The sequence below is a fragment of the Sphingobacterium sp. G1-14 genome, from assembly GCF_002196555.1.
GTDB lineage: Bacteria > Bacteroidota > Bacteroidia > Sphingobacteriales > Sphingobacteriaceae > Sphingobacterium > Sphingobacterium siyangense.
Genome location: NZ_CP021381.1, coordinates 3,555,285 through 3,571,033, shown reverse-complemented (window position 1 = coordinate 3,571,033; position 15,749 = coordinate 3,555,285). Strand labels below are relative to the sequence as shown.

At 43.9% G+C, this 15,749-nt stretch carries 16 protein-coding genes; 7 read left to right on the top strand and 9 right to left on the bottom strand.

All coding sequences use genetic code 11. The annotated features are described in order from the left end of the window. Positions 1-14: 14 nt before the first annotated feature. From CBM24_RS15190 to CBM24_RS15180, 4 genes are all read left to right on the top strand, one after another. Positions 15-458 carry a DUF5675 family protein gene (locus CBM24_RS15190; protein WP_088161818.1) on the top strand — a complete coding sequence of 148 codons (444 nt, stop codon included), beginning with the start codon at positions 15-17 and terminating at the stop codon, positions 456-458. Positions 459-588: 130 nt separating this feature from the next. Continuing rightward, the gene (locus CBM24_RS15185; protein ID WP_088161817.1) at positions 589-903 is read left to right on the top strand and encodes a hypothetical protein; all 315 of its coding nucleotides are present in this window, start codon (positions 589-591) and stop codon (positions 901-903) included. Beyond that, positions 872-1,060, top strand: a complete 189-nt coding sequence (locus CBM24_RS27310; RefSeq protein WP_157698470.1) for a hypothetical protein — start codon at positions 872-874, stop codon at positions 1,058-1,060. Before CBM24_RS15185 ends, CBM24_RS27310 begins: the two co-directional genes overlap by 32 nt. Positions 1,061-1,362: 302 nt before the next feature. Continuing rightward, on the top strand, positions 1,363-2,436 hold the full coding sequence (locus CBM24_RS15180) for a DUF6624 domain-containing protein (RefSeq protein WP_157698469.1): 1,074 nt from the start codon (positions 1,363-1,365) through the stop codon (positions 2,434-2,436). A 177-nt stretch (positions 2,437-2,613) separates the two neighbouring features. Here CBM24_RS15180 and CBM24_RS15175 read toward each other — a convergent pair whose 3' ends face one another. From CBM24_RS15175 to CBM24_RS15165, 3 genes are all read right to left on the bottom strand, one after another. Then, on the bottom strand, positions 2,614-3,549 hold the full coding sequence (locus CBM24_RS15175; RefSeq protein ID WP_088161815.1) for a 1-phosphofructokinase family hexose kinase: 936 nt from the start codon (positions 3,547-3,549) through the stop codon (positions 2,614-2,616). 22 nt (positions 3,550-3,571) lie between these two features. Then, positions 3,572-4,138: a hypothetical protein gene (locus CBM24_RS15170; RefSeq protein ID WP_088161814.1), complete on the bottom strand. Its 567-nt coding sequence runs from the start codon at positions 4,136-4,138 to the stop codon at positions 3,572-3,574. Between the two features lie 209 nt (positions 4,139-4,347). Further along, positions 4,348-5,310 carry an aldo/keto reductase gene (locus CBM24_RS15165; RefSeq protein ID WP_088163580.1) on the bottom strand — a complete coding sequence of 321 codons (963 nt, stop codon included), beginning with the start codon at positions 5,308-5,310 and terminating at the stop codon, positions 4,348-4,350. Between the two features lie 105 nt (positions 5,311-5,415). Here CBM24_RS15165 and CBM24_RS15160 point away from each other — a divergent pair, with 105 nt between their 5' ends. The 3 genes from CBM24_RS15160 (at position 5,416) to CBM24_RS15150 (ending at position 8,167) form a co-directional block, all read left to right on the top strand. Next, positions 5,416-5,757 carry a winged helix-turn-helix transcriptional regulator gene (locus CBM24_RS15160; protein WP_088161813.1) on the top strand — a complete coding sequence of 114 codons (342 nt, stop codon included), beginning with the start codon at positions 5,416-5,418 and terminating at the stop codon, positions 5,755-5,757. A gap of 125 nt (positions 5,758-5,882) precedes the next feature. After that, positions 5,883-7,298, top strand: coding sequence for an aldehyde dehydrogenase family protein (locus CBM24_RS15155; RefSeq protein WP_088163579.1), 1,416 nt, complete (start codon positions 5,883-5,885; stop codon positions 7,296-7,298). A 62-nt stretch (positions 7,299-7,360) separates the two neighbouring features. After that, the gene (locus CBM24_RS15150) at positions 7,361-8,167 is read left to right on the top strand and encodes a helix-turn-helix domain-containing protein (RefSeq protein WP_088161812.1); all 807 of its coding nucleotides are present in this window, start codon (positions 7,361-7,363) and stop codon (positions 8,165-8,167) included. An 11-nt stretch (positions 8,168-8,178) separates the two neighbouring features. On the opposite strand, the gene CBM24_RS15145 is transcribed toward CBM24_RS15150, so the two are convergent. From CBM24_RS15145 to CBM24_RS15120, 6 genes are all read right to left on the bottom strand, one after another. Continuing rightward, on the bottom strand, positions 8,179-9,663 hold the full coding sequence (locus CBM24_RS15145) for a DHA2 family efflux MFS transporter permease subunit (RefSeq protein ID WP_198385917.1): 1,485 nt from the start codon (positions 9,661-9,663) through the stop codon (positions 8,179-8,181). Between the two features lie 78 nt (positions 9,664-9,741). Beyond that, positions 9,742-11,718 (bottom strand): ATP-binding protein, encoded by a 1,977-nt coding sequence (locus CBM24_RS15140; RefSeq protein WP_088161811.1) that lies wholly within the window; start codon positions 11,716-11,718, stop codon positions 9,742-9,744. Then, on the bottom strand, positions 11,718-11,939 hold the full coding sequence (locus CBM24_RS27305; RefSeq protein ID WP_157698468.1) for a hypothetical protein: 222 nt from the start codon (positions 11,937-11,939) through the stop codon (positions 11,718-11,720). Before CBM24_RS27305 ends, CBM24_RS15140 begins: the two co-directional genes overlap by 1 nt. A 142-nt stretch (positions 11,940-12,081) precedes the next feature. Beyond that, the gene (locus CBM24_RS15130) at positions 12,082-13,500 is read right to left on the bottom strand and encodes an SDR family oxidoreductase (protein ID WP_088161810.1); all 1,419 of its coding nucleotides are present in this window, start codon (positions 13,498-13,500) and stop codon (positions 12,082-12,084) included. A gap of 285 nt (positions 13,501-13,785) precedes the next feature. Beyond that, positions 13,786-14,778: an ABC transporter permease gene (locus CBM24_RS15125; RefSeq protein WP_088161809.1), complete on the bottom strand. Its 993-nt coding sequence runs from the start codon at positions 14,776-14,778 to the stop codon at positions 13,786-13,788. Next, on the bottom strand, positions 14,741-15,742 hold the full coding sequence (locus CBM24_RS15120) for an ABC transporter ATP-binding protein (RefSeq protein ID WP_232475544.1): 1,002 nt from the start codon (positions 15,740-15,742) through the stop codon (positions 14,741-14,743). The genes CBM24_RS15125 and CBM24_RS15120 overlap by 38 nt, the downstream gene beginning before the upstream one ends. Positions 15,743-15,749 lie beyond the last annotated feature (7 nt).

Genomic DNA, 15,749 nt, shown 5'->3' with positions numbered 1-15,749 from the left:
TGAATAGCTAGCGTATGAAATCAACAATAAAAGTTCTCCGCACAAAACAGGGCAAGCATAGCACGTTGTCCGAGATCTATGTGAACAATCAGTTTGTCTGCTACGGACTGGAGAATATTCCGCGTCCCGTGAAAAGAAGGGGCGAAACCGCCATACCAGCAGGGTATTACCCGCTGGGTTTTAACCGCGGCGGAGCAATGAATGGCCGTTACTACGACGATTACCCAAAGATGCATCGTGGTATGCTTGAGATACTTGGTATTCATAATTTTAGCTATGTCTACTTCCACAAAGGGAATAGCTACAAAGAAACTGCTGGCTGTGTGCTGGTGGGCAGTCAGTATGTACTGGAAGATGGTGACTACCGCCTGCTAGCCTCGGGAGTCGCCTACAAAAAGTTCTATCCGCTAGTGGCCGAACTGATGCTGCAGGGGCTTGTCGAAGTACAGGTCGAGTGAGTAGCGGTTCCTGCTAAATAATTGATCATCCTTAAAAAAGTAAACATGAAACCATCATGATTTATTCAATCATATTGGGGAATGAATAAATCTGATAGCTTCATCTCAATTGAAAAACAAATTTATACAGATGAAAAAGATCTTCAATAAAATAGGACAGGTGCTGCAACTGCTGTTGGTGGCACCTGTAAAGCTGCCGGGTAAGGTGGGAAATGTATTAAAATACCTGGCTTTGGGGCTTGGTATCGTGGAAACAATATTGGACGAGGCTAAGCCGCAGCCGGAGGTGGACGATAAGGATGCTTCGGTGGAAGAGAACGGTAAGAAGCCGGCTTCTGAATTGGAAAGCGATAAGTTTACTTCGGAGGGCGTTGGAGATAACATGTCCGCTAAAAACGGAGCCGAAACTACAGGTGAAAGGAGCGCGATGGATGAAAGTGAATGATATCCGCGTCTCGGCTATTGGTGGTACCATCTGCTCCATCTGGGCCAGCATCTCGCTGGGCGATGTATTGCAGACCGCCCTGACAGCTGCACTAGGTACCTTGGTCAGTTTCGCAACAAGTAGGCTACTGGCGAAGCTGGGTAAACGCAAAAAATGAGTTGAACAAAAAGGCGCACAGGATCGTGCGCCTTTTTATCTTCTCTTAATTTCCGAAAACAGCCTATCGACATCTTTCGGCAGCTCAATTCATCGACAATTTACGATACAGAAAGTGTTAGTGGATGGTATTTATTATTTTATGTTTCAAGAAATATAATGTAAGCTATTTGAATTTTTAAAAAAAATTTCAGCTTTGATTTATTATTTGTAATTTTTTAAACACATTTCGTGTGTAATAATTTAAACTAAATGCGTTTCCCGATTATAAAAAATTCGACCAAATGGACTACGGTCATGAAGATGAAGACTATTCAGAAAAACCAAAAAAGTGTTTCTATGACCCATATACAGCAAGTTGGAATGATGACGAAGCAGCATAATTGCATAACAAAAATCAAAGGATACAATATTTTTTTTATTTTCTTCCTCTTGATATTATCTAGTTCTAAAAGTTTCAGTCAGGTGCTCCCTGAACGCTATCAAAAACTGATAGATAGCGCTAGAATTTATAGGAGTACTAATAAATATAAAGAGGCAGTAACTATGCTTGAGCGCGCATTTGCCGAAAATGGTGATAAAGGGCTTGTTCAAGATAGATATGAAGCGGGAAGATTATGGGCTTTAATAGGAAATTTAGATTCTGTTGAGAATCAATTTAATAAAATAATTAAAGTCGGATATGGTAGTTACATAGAAATAGAGGCAGATAGTGCATTTAAAAAGTTAGAAAATATTCCAAGATGGGAAAACTTAAAGAGTAAGATAAAGGCAAATTATTACTTCAATGATTCTATCCAGTCTAATAATTATGAGTCTCTTGACAAAAAGCTTATTCACATCTTAGATACTATTTATGAAAACGATCAGCTCCCCAGAATGAAACTTTTAAATGTAAAGGCAGATGATAGTTTGGAAATGAAAAAGCTTTATGGTGAAATGTCTAAAAACGATTCAGAAAATCAGAATCGAATTTCTTTACTGTTAGATAGCTACGGATGGCTAGGAGCAGAAAAGGTATCTCAGAGGGGAATCAATACAGTATTTCTTGTGCTTCAGCACGCGCCTTTAGATATTAAACAAAAGTATATCGATATGGTGGAAAGAGCCGTTTCGAAAGGAGAAATAAGAGCCACCGATTATGCGTTATTCCAGGACCGATATCTTTTACAGCGCAATGATAATCAGAAATATGGTACACAAGTTGGCAAATCGGGTTCTGCATACTATGTGTTGCCAATTCAGGAGCCTGCTAAAGTCGATGAGTTCAGATCCAAGATTGGCTTACCGCCAATGAAAGAATATCTTAAGAGATGGAAGATTATTTGGAGTCTAGAAAGGTATGAAAAAGATCTATTAAAATATCATAATAAATAATTGATATTGTCTCCGTGTTTTAGGGCTTGCAAATGGTATTTTATCATTTAATATTTAAAGACTGGTCTACTAGCCAAACTGGGGAAACGGAAAAGATGAGTAGAACAAAAAGGTGCACGGGATTGTGCGCCTTTTTGTAAGGCAACATCTTCATTTGTAAGGCAAAATCCTCAGTTTTTATCTTTTTTTAATTTCCGAAAACAGCCTTTCGACATCTTTCTTAGCGAACAGTCCGGTTCCCTGCGCCATCGTGGTCGCCGAGCCACACGCAATTCCCATTTGAAGGACATGCTCCAGATCGCCTTGTTGGGCTAAGACAGAAACCATTCCGGCGACCATACTGTCACCAGCGCCCACAGTACTGCGCACTTTTACCACTGGTGAAGGTAGCTGGATTTTTTCTGCTTTTGAATACAAAATAGCGCCCTGTGCACCTAGCGAGACCACGATCAGCGTAGCTTTACGCTCCGAAATTAGCTGCTGGGCGGCTATATCCAGATCGGAATGCCCCAATTCCTCTTTTCCCACAAGCGCTGCGAGCTCGCCGGCATTCGGTTTGATTAAATAGACACCTTCATCCAGTGCAAGGCGAAGTGCATCGCCAGATGTATCAATTAGTATTTTACTGCCCTTCGATTTGTAGTTATTGATCAGTGATCGTGTAAACTCGGGCGGCATACCAGCCGGCATACTGCCGCTGATAACGACAAAATCCGGAACATAGGTGAGTTCCTCAATTGAAGTCCTAATTCCCTCCAGCTCGTTGGATTCAACTTGTTCGCCTGGAAACCCAAATCGATATTGCTGATTCGTTGCGCTGTCAACTACAATAAAGTTTTCGCGGGTCTCGCCATTCACCCGAATAGGATCTATATCAATATCTTCCAGCTTCAATAAGTTTTCGAGCAGACTGCCTGTCTTTCCCCCGGATGTAAACAGAGCAGTCGAAGCCAAACCAAGTCTTTTCAGGGCCCGAGATACGTTAATTCCTCCGCCACCAGGTTCATATACAGGTGCTTCACAACGTAATTTCTTTTCAGGAACGATATGTTGTACACTGGTACTCTTGTCTACGGATGGGTTCAGTGTTATTGTTAAAATAGATTTTGCCATTTGTTTATGTTATAAATGTGAATCATTGCTGTTGGTAGACGAGGTCTTTGCTGAGGCAGTGTTCTTCCCAGGGTAGTGTTATAAGCCGGCTATGCGCGTTTTGGGGAATAATATTTTTTGATGTCGGCAGGTAAAAATGGTTTTTGTTCCCACTCCTCAGGGTATCGCGTAGATCGGGAATCTTTTTGAGGTTGCGCTGTAAGGCGGCAAAAAATGCTTTTGCGGATTTGTCCGCTTGCTTCATGATCTGGCGCAAGTGGATGATTTCTCTTGTCCGCTCCGTTTCATAGCCACCGTTTCCTGCGATTGTATATTCGGCTACTGGTGAGTCGTAGAAGAGACCGGAGCTTGTGACCGTCTCCCGATCTGAAAAGGGATAGGTGGACAGGTAAAAACCATGATAATCCGCTGATGAAAAGCTTTCCAGAAATGCCGACGGATTTTCCTTGCTATATTTCACATAACTCCGTTCGCCTGAACGACGGTTTATCTTCTCAATATAGGCCTGCGCACCATGTTTTTTTATCGTTTCGCCGCAATACTGAAAAAATAGCTCCGCTGGAATTGCAATCCAAAAGTATTGACCCATTTTCTTTCCTATATTATTTAATTGCCATCCATCTACTAGTTAAGTAAATATACTAAAGAATCTCTTTAGCTCCCTTATAATCGAACAGCAATACTGCTGCTAGAAGTCATGCTGTTCACTAAAATAGAATTACTTTTTGGCTTACGGCGCAATTTTAATTCAAATTATGTTACTTCTTTCTTGATTGTATTGGATTCAATCGTTCAAAATTAACCGCGTACAGTATTCAGCAGATCGTGCGGATACCCGAGGCTAATGGAGCTTAAAGCATCCAGTTTGGTCAGCTCATCAGCTGTCAAATTAATTTCAGCCGCTTTCAAGCTTTGCTCAAATTGATTGATATTGCGTGCTCCCAATAAGGGAAATGCCTCTTTTGATAAATTCCATGCAAAAGCGATCTGACCGGGGGTTGCTTCCTGTTTTTCCGCGATTGCTACCAGTTCATCAATGATCAGTTTGGTTTTCTCGTCTTCCAAATATTCAGCCTCAGAAGAATGACTGATGCGACCGGCTTCTCCCTTTCTATATTTGGCGGTGAGCAGTCCGCCAGCCAGTGGCGAGTACATCATCAGACCAAGACCAAATTCCTTCGCCATCGGGATCAGTTCGCGGTCTGCTGTACGTTGCAATAGATTATATTCAATCTGTAAAGCAGTGATTTTTGTTGCTGATGCAATGGCCGATACCTTCCATGCGGGGAAATTAGTGAGCCCCGCATATACTATTTTCCCTTCGCTGACCAGATCTTGAAGTCCCAAAGCTATTTCTTCCCATGGAGTTACACCATCATCGTAATGCGGCATATAAATATCGATGTATTCCGTCTTCAGTCTTTTTAGACTTTGTTCAACAGCCTGTCGCATAGATTTACGGTTGTTCCCAAAATTACTGATTGCAGGCTTGGGATCACTACTTCGGGTATATTTTGAGCAAATGATAAAGTTACTTCGTTGCCCCCTTAGATAGTTGCCTACGATTTCTTCTGCCTCTCCAAATTGATAGACATCCGATATATCGATAAAATTACCCCCTGCGTCTGCATAAGCTGTTAAAATCTTTTTTGACTCTTCGGGATCGGCTCCGTAGCCTTTTCTTGTCCCAAAGTTGGCTGCTCCCAAAATTATTTCACTGGCATGCAGTCCTGTTTTTGATCCAAATAACTTGTATTTCATATTTTTATATTTACTTTGTTGCAAAGTTAAGGGCATAAAGTACCCGTGTCAATTACGGATAAATTTATCTATACCCACTTTATACCTTCGTAAAATATAGCAGCTATGTACGAAAAAAAGCTTCCGGTCAATCTAGATTGCGGTTTACATCTGTTCCTACAGGTGGTTCAGGGAAAATGGAAAATAAACCTGCTCTGGGCCATTCATTCAGGTATCAAGCGCCCGGGTGAGCTGCAGCGGAAAATCCCCAATGCAACCCGCCGAGTACTGGATGCGCAACTTGGCCAATTGATTGACCATGGTTTGATCAATAAGGTCGTCTTTGATCAGCTTCCGCTGAAAGTAGAATATGAACTTACTGGGCTGGGGGAAAGCCTGATACCGGTCATCGAGGTAACAGCACAATGGGGCGAGGATCACAGAAATGAATTGGAAAAGATTTTGTGAAAAATCCCGCTCGGCTGGTGATGTGCCTTTTGTGGAACCTGAGCTTTTTTACCAAGTATAATTGAGCTTTTTTGCCAAGTTGATTTAGAATGGTACAGTTAATTTTGCTATATAAAATTAGCAACATGAAAACAGTCAATCAGATTTATAGCAACGGAGAATTTGTAATCCCCCACGGAACGGAAATTTATCATCTCATCAATCCGTCTAATAACGAAAAGATAGGAGAAGTTACTTTAGCAGATGCAACCGACACAAAAAATGCCATTGCAGCCGCTAAAGCTGCCTTCCGGACATTTTCAAAATCTACCGTTTCGGAACGTATCGGTTATTTAACAAGCCTGAAAACGGCAATTGAGAAGAGAAAGCAGGATTTTATCGATACGATGATCGAAGAGTATGGCGGAACGCATCAATTTGTCACCATGAGCAACGAGCATACCGGAGCCTGGTTTGACAGTATGATCGAAGTACTCAACAGTTTTGAATTTGAACGAGCAATTAACGCCGCGTCGGTGCAATTTCAGCCTGTCGGTGTTGTCGCTATCATTACGCCCTGGAACGCCAGCAACAGTTCAGTGGCCAGTAAAGTCGCTACCGCAATTGCCGCAGGATGTACCGTAGTCGTCAAACCCAGCGAAATGAGTGCTTTGCAGACGCAAGTGCTGATGGAAGCTTTTCACGATGCGGATTTACCGAAAGGTGTTATCAATGTGGTAACAGGTCTCGGAAATGTAGTGGGCACGAAACTAACCGAAAATCCTGATGTTGCCAAAATTTCGTTTACGGGTTCTACAGCTGTAGGAAAATCCATCGCAAAACGGGCGGCAGATACCATGAAACGCATCACGCTCGAGCTGGGTGGAAAATCGCCTAATATTATACTGGATGATGCAGATCTCGATAAAGCAATTCCGATGGCCGTATACGGCGCCTATATGAATAGTGGCCAGGCCTGTATAGCGCCGACAAGACTCTTGGTGCCACAGCATAAGCTGGATCAGGTAAATGCCCTAGCAAAGGCCACTGCCGAAAGTATGGTTGTCGGTCTGCCACAAAATGCAGATACCAACATCGGACCGATGGTGAGCGTGAAGCAGTTTGATAGGGTACAGCGGTATATTAAAACGGGAATGGAGGAAGGGGCAACTTTGTTGACCGGCGGATTGGGAAAACCTGAAGGTCTGGAAGATGGCAATTTTGTGAAAGCCACCATTTTTACAGCTGTCAACAATGCGATGACCATTGCTCGGGAAGAAATTTTTGGTCCTGTGTTGTGTATTATTCCTTATCAAACTGAAGCGGAAGCCATAGAAATTGCCAATGATACCCCTTACGGACTAGCAGCTTACATCTCATCGGCAGATCGCGAAAGGGCAAAACGTGTGGCGGCAGAAATCGATGCCGGGCGAATCTGTATCAATGGATTCAGTCACGACCCACTGGTTCCGTTTGGTGGATTCAAGCAGTCGGGCATTGGACGGGAATATGGCGTATATGGTTTGCAACCTTACCTTGAAATCAAAGCCGTACTAAGCTAATTTTTTATACATTTGACAAAGCGTAGTCGCATGGACGGCGCTTTGTCTTGATCGATCGTCTTATGCTAGAAAATTCCGATATTGTCTATTCCTGTTACCACCAAGTGAGCAGAAAAGGGGAAAATTTTGTAGCGCAGCATACAATTTCATATCAGCTGTCGGGTAGTTTTATGTTGTCCGACAATAAAGACAAGCATACTGCGAATCCGGGCGATTTTCATCTCATCAGAAAAAACCAGCTGGTAAAATTTGCAAAGATTCCACCACCAAACGGCGCCTGCGAAAGTTTGAATATCTATCTGAGTGATGAAACGCTAAAGAATTTTGCGCATGAGTATCAGCTGAAATCCGAACATGCAACCGTAACGGAAGCGCTGGTTAAAATTGATATCAATGCGGTCCTCGAAAATTTTATCCTGTCGCTGAAGGCCCTTCTCCAAAGCAATTTAAATAACAAGTCGTTAACTGATCTGAAAATCAAGGAACTTTTGTTGATCCTCCTTCAGACGAAACCTGAACTCAAAAATATCCTGTTTGATTTTTCGGAGCCGCATAAAATAGACCTTGAAGCGTTTATGAACCAGAACTACAGGTATAACGTCAATTTGGAGCGTTTTGCCCGCCTTACGGGTAGGAGCCTGGCCACGTTTAAGCGGGATTTTGAAAAAGTTTTTCAAACCTCGCCGCATCAATGGATACTCAGAAAAAGGCTGGACGAAGCACATTATCTTCTAATGGAAGAACAGCGATCTGCTTCGGACATCTTTGTTGATCTGGGCTTTGAAGATCTGTCGCATTTTTCTCATGCTTTTAAAAAACAGTTTGGCTACAGCCCGAAAAGTCTACCTATTACCGAAAAGCCTACCTAATATTTAAAAAACTAAGCGGCGTTCTGAACTTCTTTCTTGATTGATATACCCCTTAAATTGGCTCCGTCGCTTGGTTTAATTTTGAAATACTCGATTAAGGATAGCAGCGATAAGCCGGCAATTAACTGCAATGCCAAGCTAAAATCCCGCATCTGATAAACCGTATCCTGATAATAACTGCTTGCCAGGTGTAGTGTCACTGCGCCTAGGGCGATACCCATACCAAGTGCCATTTGTTGTGCCGTATTATACAGTGTATTTGCATTGCTCATCTGTTCGTTTGGCACGTCTGCATAAGCCAGGGTATTTAGGCTGGTAAACTGGAGCGAGCGTGTAAGTCCCGAGAAAAAGAATACAATTGCCACCAGCCAGATCGGCGTTTGTATGGAAAGGAGGGAAAGTCCGGCGGTTACAAGGGTTAAAATAATACCGTTGCCGATCAGGACCTTGCGGAAATCATACCGTCGTGTTATCCACATGGCTACGGGTTTCATACTCATACTGCCGAACATGTTGGCCATATAGAGGAGTCCCGCATGAAAAGGGCTCAGTCCAAAACCCAGCTGTAACATAAGGGGCAATATAAAAGGAGCAACATTGATCACCATACGGGTGATGGAGCCTGAATATACCGTAACCCGGAAGGTTTTTACGTTCAGAATACTATAATCAATCAACGGATACTTGATACGTTTGGAGTGCCAGATCGAAACGGCCATCAGCGCAAAGCTCGCCACAATTGTCGCAGCTGGCTTTGTATAATCGCCTTGAGCTGCGCCGATCATTTCAGTCCCCAACATAATGCCGGCAAGACCGATACCGCTGATAAAAAAACCGATAATATCAAGGGGACGGCTATTTTCGGAATCCATCGCTGGAATAAATTGATGCACTGCCCACAACGCAAATATGCCGACGGGTATATTGATAAAGAAAATCCAGTGCCAGCTAAAATAGGTTGTAAAAAATCCGCCCAGAACTGGACCGATAATAGGGCCTAACAATCCGGCCCAAGCAATATAACCGATCGCTTCAACCAGATCTCTCTTTTCGGTGTGCTTGAGCACAATGAGACGTCCCACCGGTACCATGAGGGCTCCGGCAGTACCCTGGCAAATACGCGCAATGACGAAAGATGTTAAGTTGGTACTCAGTCCACATGCGATCGAAGAAAGTATAAATCCGATAATCGCCATATTGAAAACCTTTTTTGCGCCGTAGCGGTCGGCAATCCAGCCGCTGATTGGAATAAATACAGCTAACATGACGGTGTAAGAGGTAATACCTGCACTGAGGTGTACAACATCACTCTCAAAATCATGTGCCATTTTGGGTAAGGCTGTCGATATCGCTGTGGTGTCGAGCATCTCCATAAGTAAAGTGCCACCAACAATGAGCGATATGATGCGCGATTCTTTCTTCATCTTGCTCTTCTTAAATCCCGAACGGGAAACATTTGCGACAAAAGTAAGCCTATCGTAAAAAAGAAAAGTCATTTAAAGGCAATTAAACGACCAACATGTCCGCGTATGTGTTTTCCGAAGAACAGAAGAAAAGAATTTATAATATTAATATTATTGAGCTGGAAGCCGTACCTTAAATGTGGTTCCTCCGGCCGAGTTGCTCTCCACAGCGATATGTCCATTATGCAGTTCTACAATTTCACGGCAGAGATACAGTCCTATGCCAAATCCAGAGATTGTTCCGACCTTATCTTTTCCTGCCCTGTAAAATCGCTCGAATATTTGATCCCGGTCTTCTTCGGCAATACCCATCCCTTGGTCGCTGACAAAAATTTCTATATCCTGATTTACCGTGGGCAAATAGCCAAATGTAATCTGGGTTCCTATCGGTGAATATTTGGCTGCATTTTCTACCAGGTTTTGGACTACCTGCGAAATTTTATTCGGGTCAGCAGCAATGGACAAACTTTGTGTCAGGTCAGCGACAATCTGATGGGAGTTTATCCTCAATTTAAATTCATCTTCAAGTTCAGCAAATAACTCCTTCAGATCAAACACTTCTCTTTCTATCATCATTCTGCCGGAGTCGAATCGCGAGATGTTCAAGAATCCATTGATTAAGTTCTTCATATTGCGAACTTGTCGAAGGGATTTCATTGTAATGTCTTGGTAATTCGTGTTTGCTGTAAGGAATGCCTGACGCTGCATCAATTGAAGATAGGCGTTTATAGAGGTCAGGGGTGTCTTTAGTTCGTGGCTAACGATGCTTATGAAATCATTTTTCCGCTGTTCCTCAGCTTTTTGTTCGGTAATATCCCGCAAAGTACCGTTCAGACTTACTGCTTTTCCCTTGGCATCGTAAAATACTTTACCACGTGCCTGCACGAGTCTAACGTTCGGGGACTGCGCATGGAAAATACGGTATTCAATAAAGTAATTGCCGTCCGATTCTTCGCTAAGTGCATCAGTTATGGCAGCCATTACACGTTGCCGATCCTCTTCTATGATGGAAGAAATAGCGGCTGATAAATCCAATTGTTCCTTATCGGCTAAACCAAACCACGATTTTAACAGCGCATTTCCGGAGAACAGATTATTTTTGGGTTCATAATAGAACGTCGCAAGCTCTCCGGCATCAATAGCCATGGACAGCATGTGTTGATCTTTTTCACTTTTCCGCCGTTCAAGGACTTGGTCGGTAATTTCTTCAAGGATAATCAGAATTCCCGTGACTTTGTTCTCAGTTGAAAAAATAGGTTGATAAATCGAGTTTACGATAGCCTCCCGCAGTCCGTCACTGTGACGCAGCAATATGGAAAGTTCATTGTTTGTTTTCCGTTCGCCTTTTTCGAACGCTTCCCGGAGCCACTGATTCACTGGCTGGCCTTGCAGCTCGGGCCTCGCGGTTTCGTGAGGCTGGCCCTGCACATCTGCTAACCGATGGCCCCATATTTTTAATATTGTCGGATTGGCTATGTCAATAATCAGTTCTGGACCCTTAAGCATCGCTATGCCAACCGGCGCCTGTTCAATAATTGTCCTCACCTGCTCACGGCTTTCTGCCAGAAGTTGTAATGAACTGTTGAGCTCATCATTTGTAGCGGTCAATTCTTCTAGCGTTGCGGCCATTTCCTCCATAAGCCCTTGTTCCTTTTTTTCTTTTTCCTCTATTTGTTGCTGATGCTGCCTTCTTAAAGTAACATTGTGGGCGGTGTTCAAAATACACCAGGTTTTATTGTTTTGGTCTAATAGGGCCCTATATTCATAATCGAAATAATCAGTCACGGGAACACCGTTTTTAATAAGTCTGGCTGGTGCTTCCTTAACGGAATAGGATTTGCCCGTATGCCAAACCTCCTGCAGAATTGATAAAAACGGCTGGTCTTCCAGTTCGGGAATAGCACTGATCAGCGCCTTTCCAATAACGGACGCGTCTTTCCCCCATACGCTAAGCATACCCGCATTGGCAAACTGGATGGTCATCTCTGGTCCAGTATAGATTGATGTAGGCTCGGGAGAACAGCTCAGTGCCTGTAAGATAAGGTCTTCGCCAAAAGAGGCACTGCCAAATTTTTTCTTGATGTCCATTAGACCAAAGATAAAGAATACATTTTATAGCTTAACATATTATCTTCCGCTCTGGGAAGTAAACTCTTATCGAAAGTCGGATCAACTGCTTTCGTTATGGAAATCCCCAAAGGTTGCCTAAGGCTTTGCATAAGGTAATCGTTCAATCCGGCTTGTGGTATGATAGCTGTCAAGACCGCTTGAGGTAACCGTCCCGGCTTCTTCAATATCGATATAACCATCCTCTTTTAAACAGTTATCGGGCACGAAAGCTGTTTGTAACTTTTAAATCCGCCCAGCGAGTTTATAAAATTTGCTCTGTATCTTCTTTCAAATGCAGCAATTGCGTTCTCATTATAAATCATCGTTTATGAATTTTTATTTTTAAGGTTTAGCTATTCTATTAATCATGCCCCTAAATATGAAGCCGTGAAAAGGCCATACGGCATACCAATAGAGCCTTCCGGCAAGGCCCAGGGGCCTAAAGGTCGCGGTCTGCAGCAGGATATTATCTTCGATTTTAAATTCTAGCCATGCATCTCCAGGAAGTTTCATTTCGGCATAGAGCAGTAATCTTTTCGTGGTTCTATCGGCGATCAGTACGCGCCAAAAATCAAGTGCATCACCTGCAGCCAGATCGCTTTTATTTTTTCGCCCTCTCCGCATACCCACTCCGCCGACCAATTGATCCATGAATCCACGGATTTTCCAGAGCCAGTTGCCATAATACCAACCAGAATTTCCTCCAATGGACCAGATTTTGGTCAATGATGCTTCACTATTGTGGAGGGGAACCGAGCGGACATCCTTAAAGCAACCATAACTGGGCACTTCCAGCAGCCTGCTGAGCCCGCCCGATAAAATGTGACTGGTCTGTGCGTCTTTCCAGCTGGAAACCACATTGTCGCTTTCAATTTTTTGAAAAGCTAATTGGATGGATTTCCTGTAATTGATCAACGTAATACCGAGTTCGTCCGCTAGATTATTGGGTTTACAGATCACTTCTACTTTCATGCTATCGACCAGATTTTTGGCCAGGTTATAAGACGTCGAGGTAACAAAATAGAGCCAGTAGGAGGAAAGCCGCGGCGTCATGAGCGGGATAACAAAGATCTGTCGCCTAAGTTTTCGTTCGGCAGCATATTGCAGCAGCATCTCTTTATAGCTAAGAATGTCTGGACCGCCAATATCATAGCTTTTGTTAAAGGTATGCGGGTTGGCGATAACACCGATCATAAATTCGATCACGTTGCGTATGGCGATAGGCTGACATTTCGTCTGCAACCATTTGGGCGTAATCATAACCGGAAGTTTTTCCACAAGATCCCGAATGATCTCGAAAGATGCGCTTCCCGAGCCCACGATGATACCGGCCCGCAAGGTGGTGATCGGAATCCGTCCGCTGGCCAGGATGTTTTCAACGTTTCTTCTCGAGTCGAGATGCTTCGATAAGTGATCCGAATTAATTATTCCACTCAGATAAATGATCTGTTGTGCGCTGGTTTTTTCCATAAAGTTCCGGAAGTTGGTCGCACATTGCGCTTCCATTTGCTGGAAATCACCTGACTGCGTCGCCATAGAATGGATCAGGAAATAAGCAATATCAATTTCAAGTGGAATTTCTTTCAGACTTTCTTTATCCAGGAAATCGACTTCAACAACTTGAACATGACCCGGAATTGCCGAGGTATCAAAACGATTCTTATCTCTTACACAACAAATAATTTCATGCCCCTGTTCTAACAACACAGGCAAAAGACGTTTTCCAATATACCCCGTCACTCCGGTCAATAGAATTTTCATAGCCTGATTTGTTAAGTTCAGCTGTTATTTACAGTATACAAATATACCAAAATGCAGCCTAATTTGTTTTTATTTGGTGTGTTTTTATTCTAATACAGCAAGGCGCACGCTATTGATCTTTTATTTCTTCAGTAAGCAAAACTTTAATTGCAACATCATGTGTACAGCGTTTTTGGCTCTGCCCTGGCTTCGGCCAGCTCCATTGGGGGATAATAAAGGCGCACGAGAGCGTGCGCCTTACAGTTTATGAATGCAGTTTTTGACAAGCTGCTTTGGTGGAAACACTTAACTTCTGATTTCCCTTCGCATAAAAATGTAATAGGACCAGGCAAAACAGATCATCATGGCTGCACAGAGTCCACTGACCTGTGGCCAGACCATCAGAAAACTTTCCCGAAAGGAAAGCGGTGAGGGGATGGCACCGACCATCTGTTCCATGGAAATGGGACCTAAGCTGCGTACAGAGGGCATCAATAGGGTCGTGGTGGCATCGGTATAGAGCTGGCTCGGTGATAAGCGGAGCAGATTTAAGATGAGCTCATTATAGCCGATGTACTCCTGCTCCGAAATATAATTGGGGTTGGGCAAAAAGGGGCGTATTGCCAGATTGACCAGGATAGGAAAGAATACCGTAAAAAACAACCAGATGCCGATCGCGGTAAGTGCTGAGGTGGCCGGCTGGCGAAAGCGGATCGACAACAGGATGGAAAGGCTCAGCCAGAAGGCAACATAGAGCACACTGATCAAGGTAAAACCGAAGATACGCAGCAACTCCTGGGGTTCTATCCGGACACCTGTACCCAGGAGACCGCCGCCGATCATCAGCATGACCAGCGCAACAAATAATGTGCCCACCACGGCCAGTGGCGCCAGAAATTTGGCGAACAGCAGGTTGTCTCGGTAAATTGGCTGCGCCAGCAAACGGGTGAGTGTTCCGTTGTTGTATTCTGCATTGACGGCGTCAAAACCCAGGGCTATGCCCAGTAGTGGCGCTAGAAAGTTTAAAAAAACATGAAATGGCGGAATGGAATTATCCGTTGTGGTCAGTAGCTTGAGATAAAGAAATGACTGATCAGGATCGCGCATATTGCTGACAGCGTCTTTGAGCCCCATGGATGAAACATAGAGGGATGCGCCGAAAGTCAGTACGATGAGCAGGATCAGTATAATAAAACGCCAGCTGCGGATATGTGCCGCAATTTCTTTGCGGACCAACACCTGCATCTGAAAGGATGGCCGTTTATTGGTATCTTTTGAAGAAACCCTTGGATTTTTCATAGGCATTATCTGTAGTTATGCTGTTCTCAAAATATGTATTATAAATATCGTCGAGCTGGTAGTCGTTGCGGTTCACGGAAACGATATCAGCGCCATTGTTTACCAGCATGCGTACCACTATTGCTGTCATATCACTGTCTGTCTTTAGTTCGATCGTAAATCCGTTCACTTTAAGATTACGGAGTCCGGGCAGGGCCTTTAATGCTTCTTCAAACCGTTTGGGGTCGCCCTGGGCATGGTCAAGGGTAATGACGGTACTGATACCTTTCTGCTGCTGCAGGTTTTGGGCAAGGCTTTCGAGCGATCCTTCAACCAGTAATTTTCCGCCAACAAAAATACCCACCCGATCGCATACACGCTGCACCTGGTGGAGGTGGTGTGAAGAAAGCAGTACCGTTAGGTTATGCTCCCTGCTGAGCAGCTTGATGAGCTCAAGGAATTCGTCAACACCCTTGGGATCAATGCCCAGCGTAGGCTCATCAAGGATGGCAACCTCGGGAGCCTTGATCAGCACTTCGGCCAAGCCTAGACGTTGTTTCATACCGCGGGAAAAAGCGCCGGTTTTTTTATGCATTTCCCGTTCGAGCCCCACGACATGTAACATGTCTTTTGCAGAAGCTTGTGCATAGGATTCCGAAAGGCCATTTAATCTGGCAATAAAGCTTAGGTTTTCCAGCGCCGTCATATCCGGGTAGAAACCTACATTGTCGGGCAGGTAGCCGACTTTTCGTTTCACGGCGATCGGATTGCGCGTGGCATTATGGCCACAGACATAGGCTGTGCCGGAAGTGGGTTCGGTCAGGCCCAGCATCATGAGGATGCTGGTTGTCTTGCCGGCACCATTGGGGCCGAGCAGGCCAAAGATCTCTCCGGGATAAATGTGCAGGTCCAACTGATCTACGGCGGTTACTTTGCCATAGCTTTTTGTCAGGCCTGTCAATAGAATGATAGGATCCTTCATCATGATAATC

Excerpts from the sequence above, each read along its gene's own strand:
- CBM24_RS15160 (WP_088161813.1), top strand. The coding sequence starts at position 5,416 with ATGTACGAAAAAAAGCTTCCGGTCAATCTAGATTGCGGTTTACATCTG.
- CBM24_RS15190 (WP_088161818.1), top strand. The coding sequence starts at position 15 with ATGAAATCAACAATAAAAGTTCTCCGCACAAAACAGGGCAAGCATAGC.
- CBM24_RS15180 (WP_157698469.1), top strand. The coding sequence starts at position 1,363 with ATGAAGACTATTCAGAAAAACCAAAAAAGTGTTTCTATGACCCATATA.
- CBM24_RS15140 (WP_088161811.1), bottom strand. The coding sequence starts at position 11,718 with ATGGACATCAAGAAAAAATTTGGCAGTGCCTCTTTTGGCGAAGACCTT.
- CBM24_RS15120 (WP_232475544.1), bottom strand. The coding sequence starts at position 15,742 with ATGATGAAGGATCCTATCATTCTATTGACAGGCCTGACAAAAAGCTAT.
- CBM24_RS15165 (WP_088163580.1), bottom strand. The coding sequence starts at position 5,310 with ATGAAATACAAGTTATTTGGATCAAAAACAGGACTGCATGCCAGTGAA.
- CBM24_RS15130 (WP_088161810.1), bottom strand. The coding sequence starts at position 13,500 with ATGAAAATTCTATTGACCGGAGTGACGGGGTATATTGGAAAACGTCTT.
- CBM24_RS15175 (WP_088161815.1), bottom strand. The coding sequence starts at position 3,549 with ATGGCAAAATCTATTTTAACAATAACACTGAACCCATCCGTAGACAAG.
- CBM24_RS15170 (WP_088161814.1), bottom strand. The coding sequence starts at position 4,138 with ATGGGTCAATACTTTTGGATTGCAATTCCAGCGGAGCTATTTTTTCAG.
- CBM24_RS15150 (WP_088161812.1), top strand. The coding sequence starts at position 7,361 with ATGCTAGAAAATTCCGATATTGTCTATTCCTGTTACCACCAAGTGAGC.
- CBM24_RS27305 (WP_157698468.1), bottom strand. The coding sequence starts at position 11,939 with ATGGTTATATCGATATTGAAGAAGCCGGGACGGTTACCTCAAGCGGTC.
- CBM24_RS15155 (WP_088163579.1), top strand. The coding sequence starts at position 5,883 with ATGAAAACAGTCAATCAGATTTATAGCAACGGAGAATTTGTAATCCCC.
- CBM24_RS15185 (WP_088161817.1), top strand. The coding sequence starts at position 589 with ATGAAAAAGATCTTCAATAAAATAGGACAGGTGCTGCAACTGCTGTTG.
- CBM24_RS15145 (WP_198385917.1), bottom strand. The coding sequence starts at position 9,663 with ATGACTTTTCTTTTTTACGATAGGCTTACTTTTGTCGCAAATGTTTCC.
- CBM24_RS15125 (WP_088161809.1), bottom strand. The coding sequence starts at position 14,778 with ATGAAAAATCCAAGGGTTTCTTCAAAAGATACCAATAAACGGCCATCC.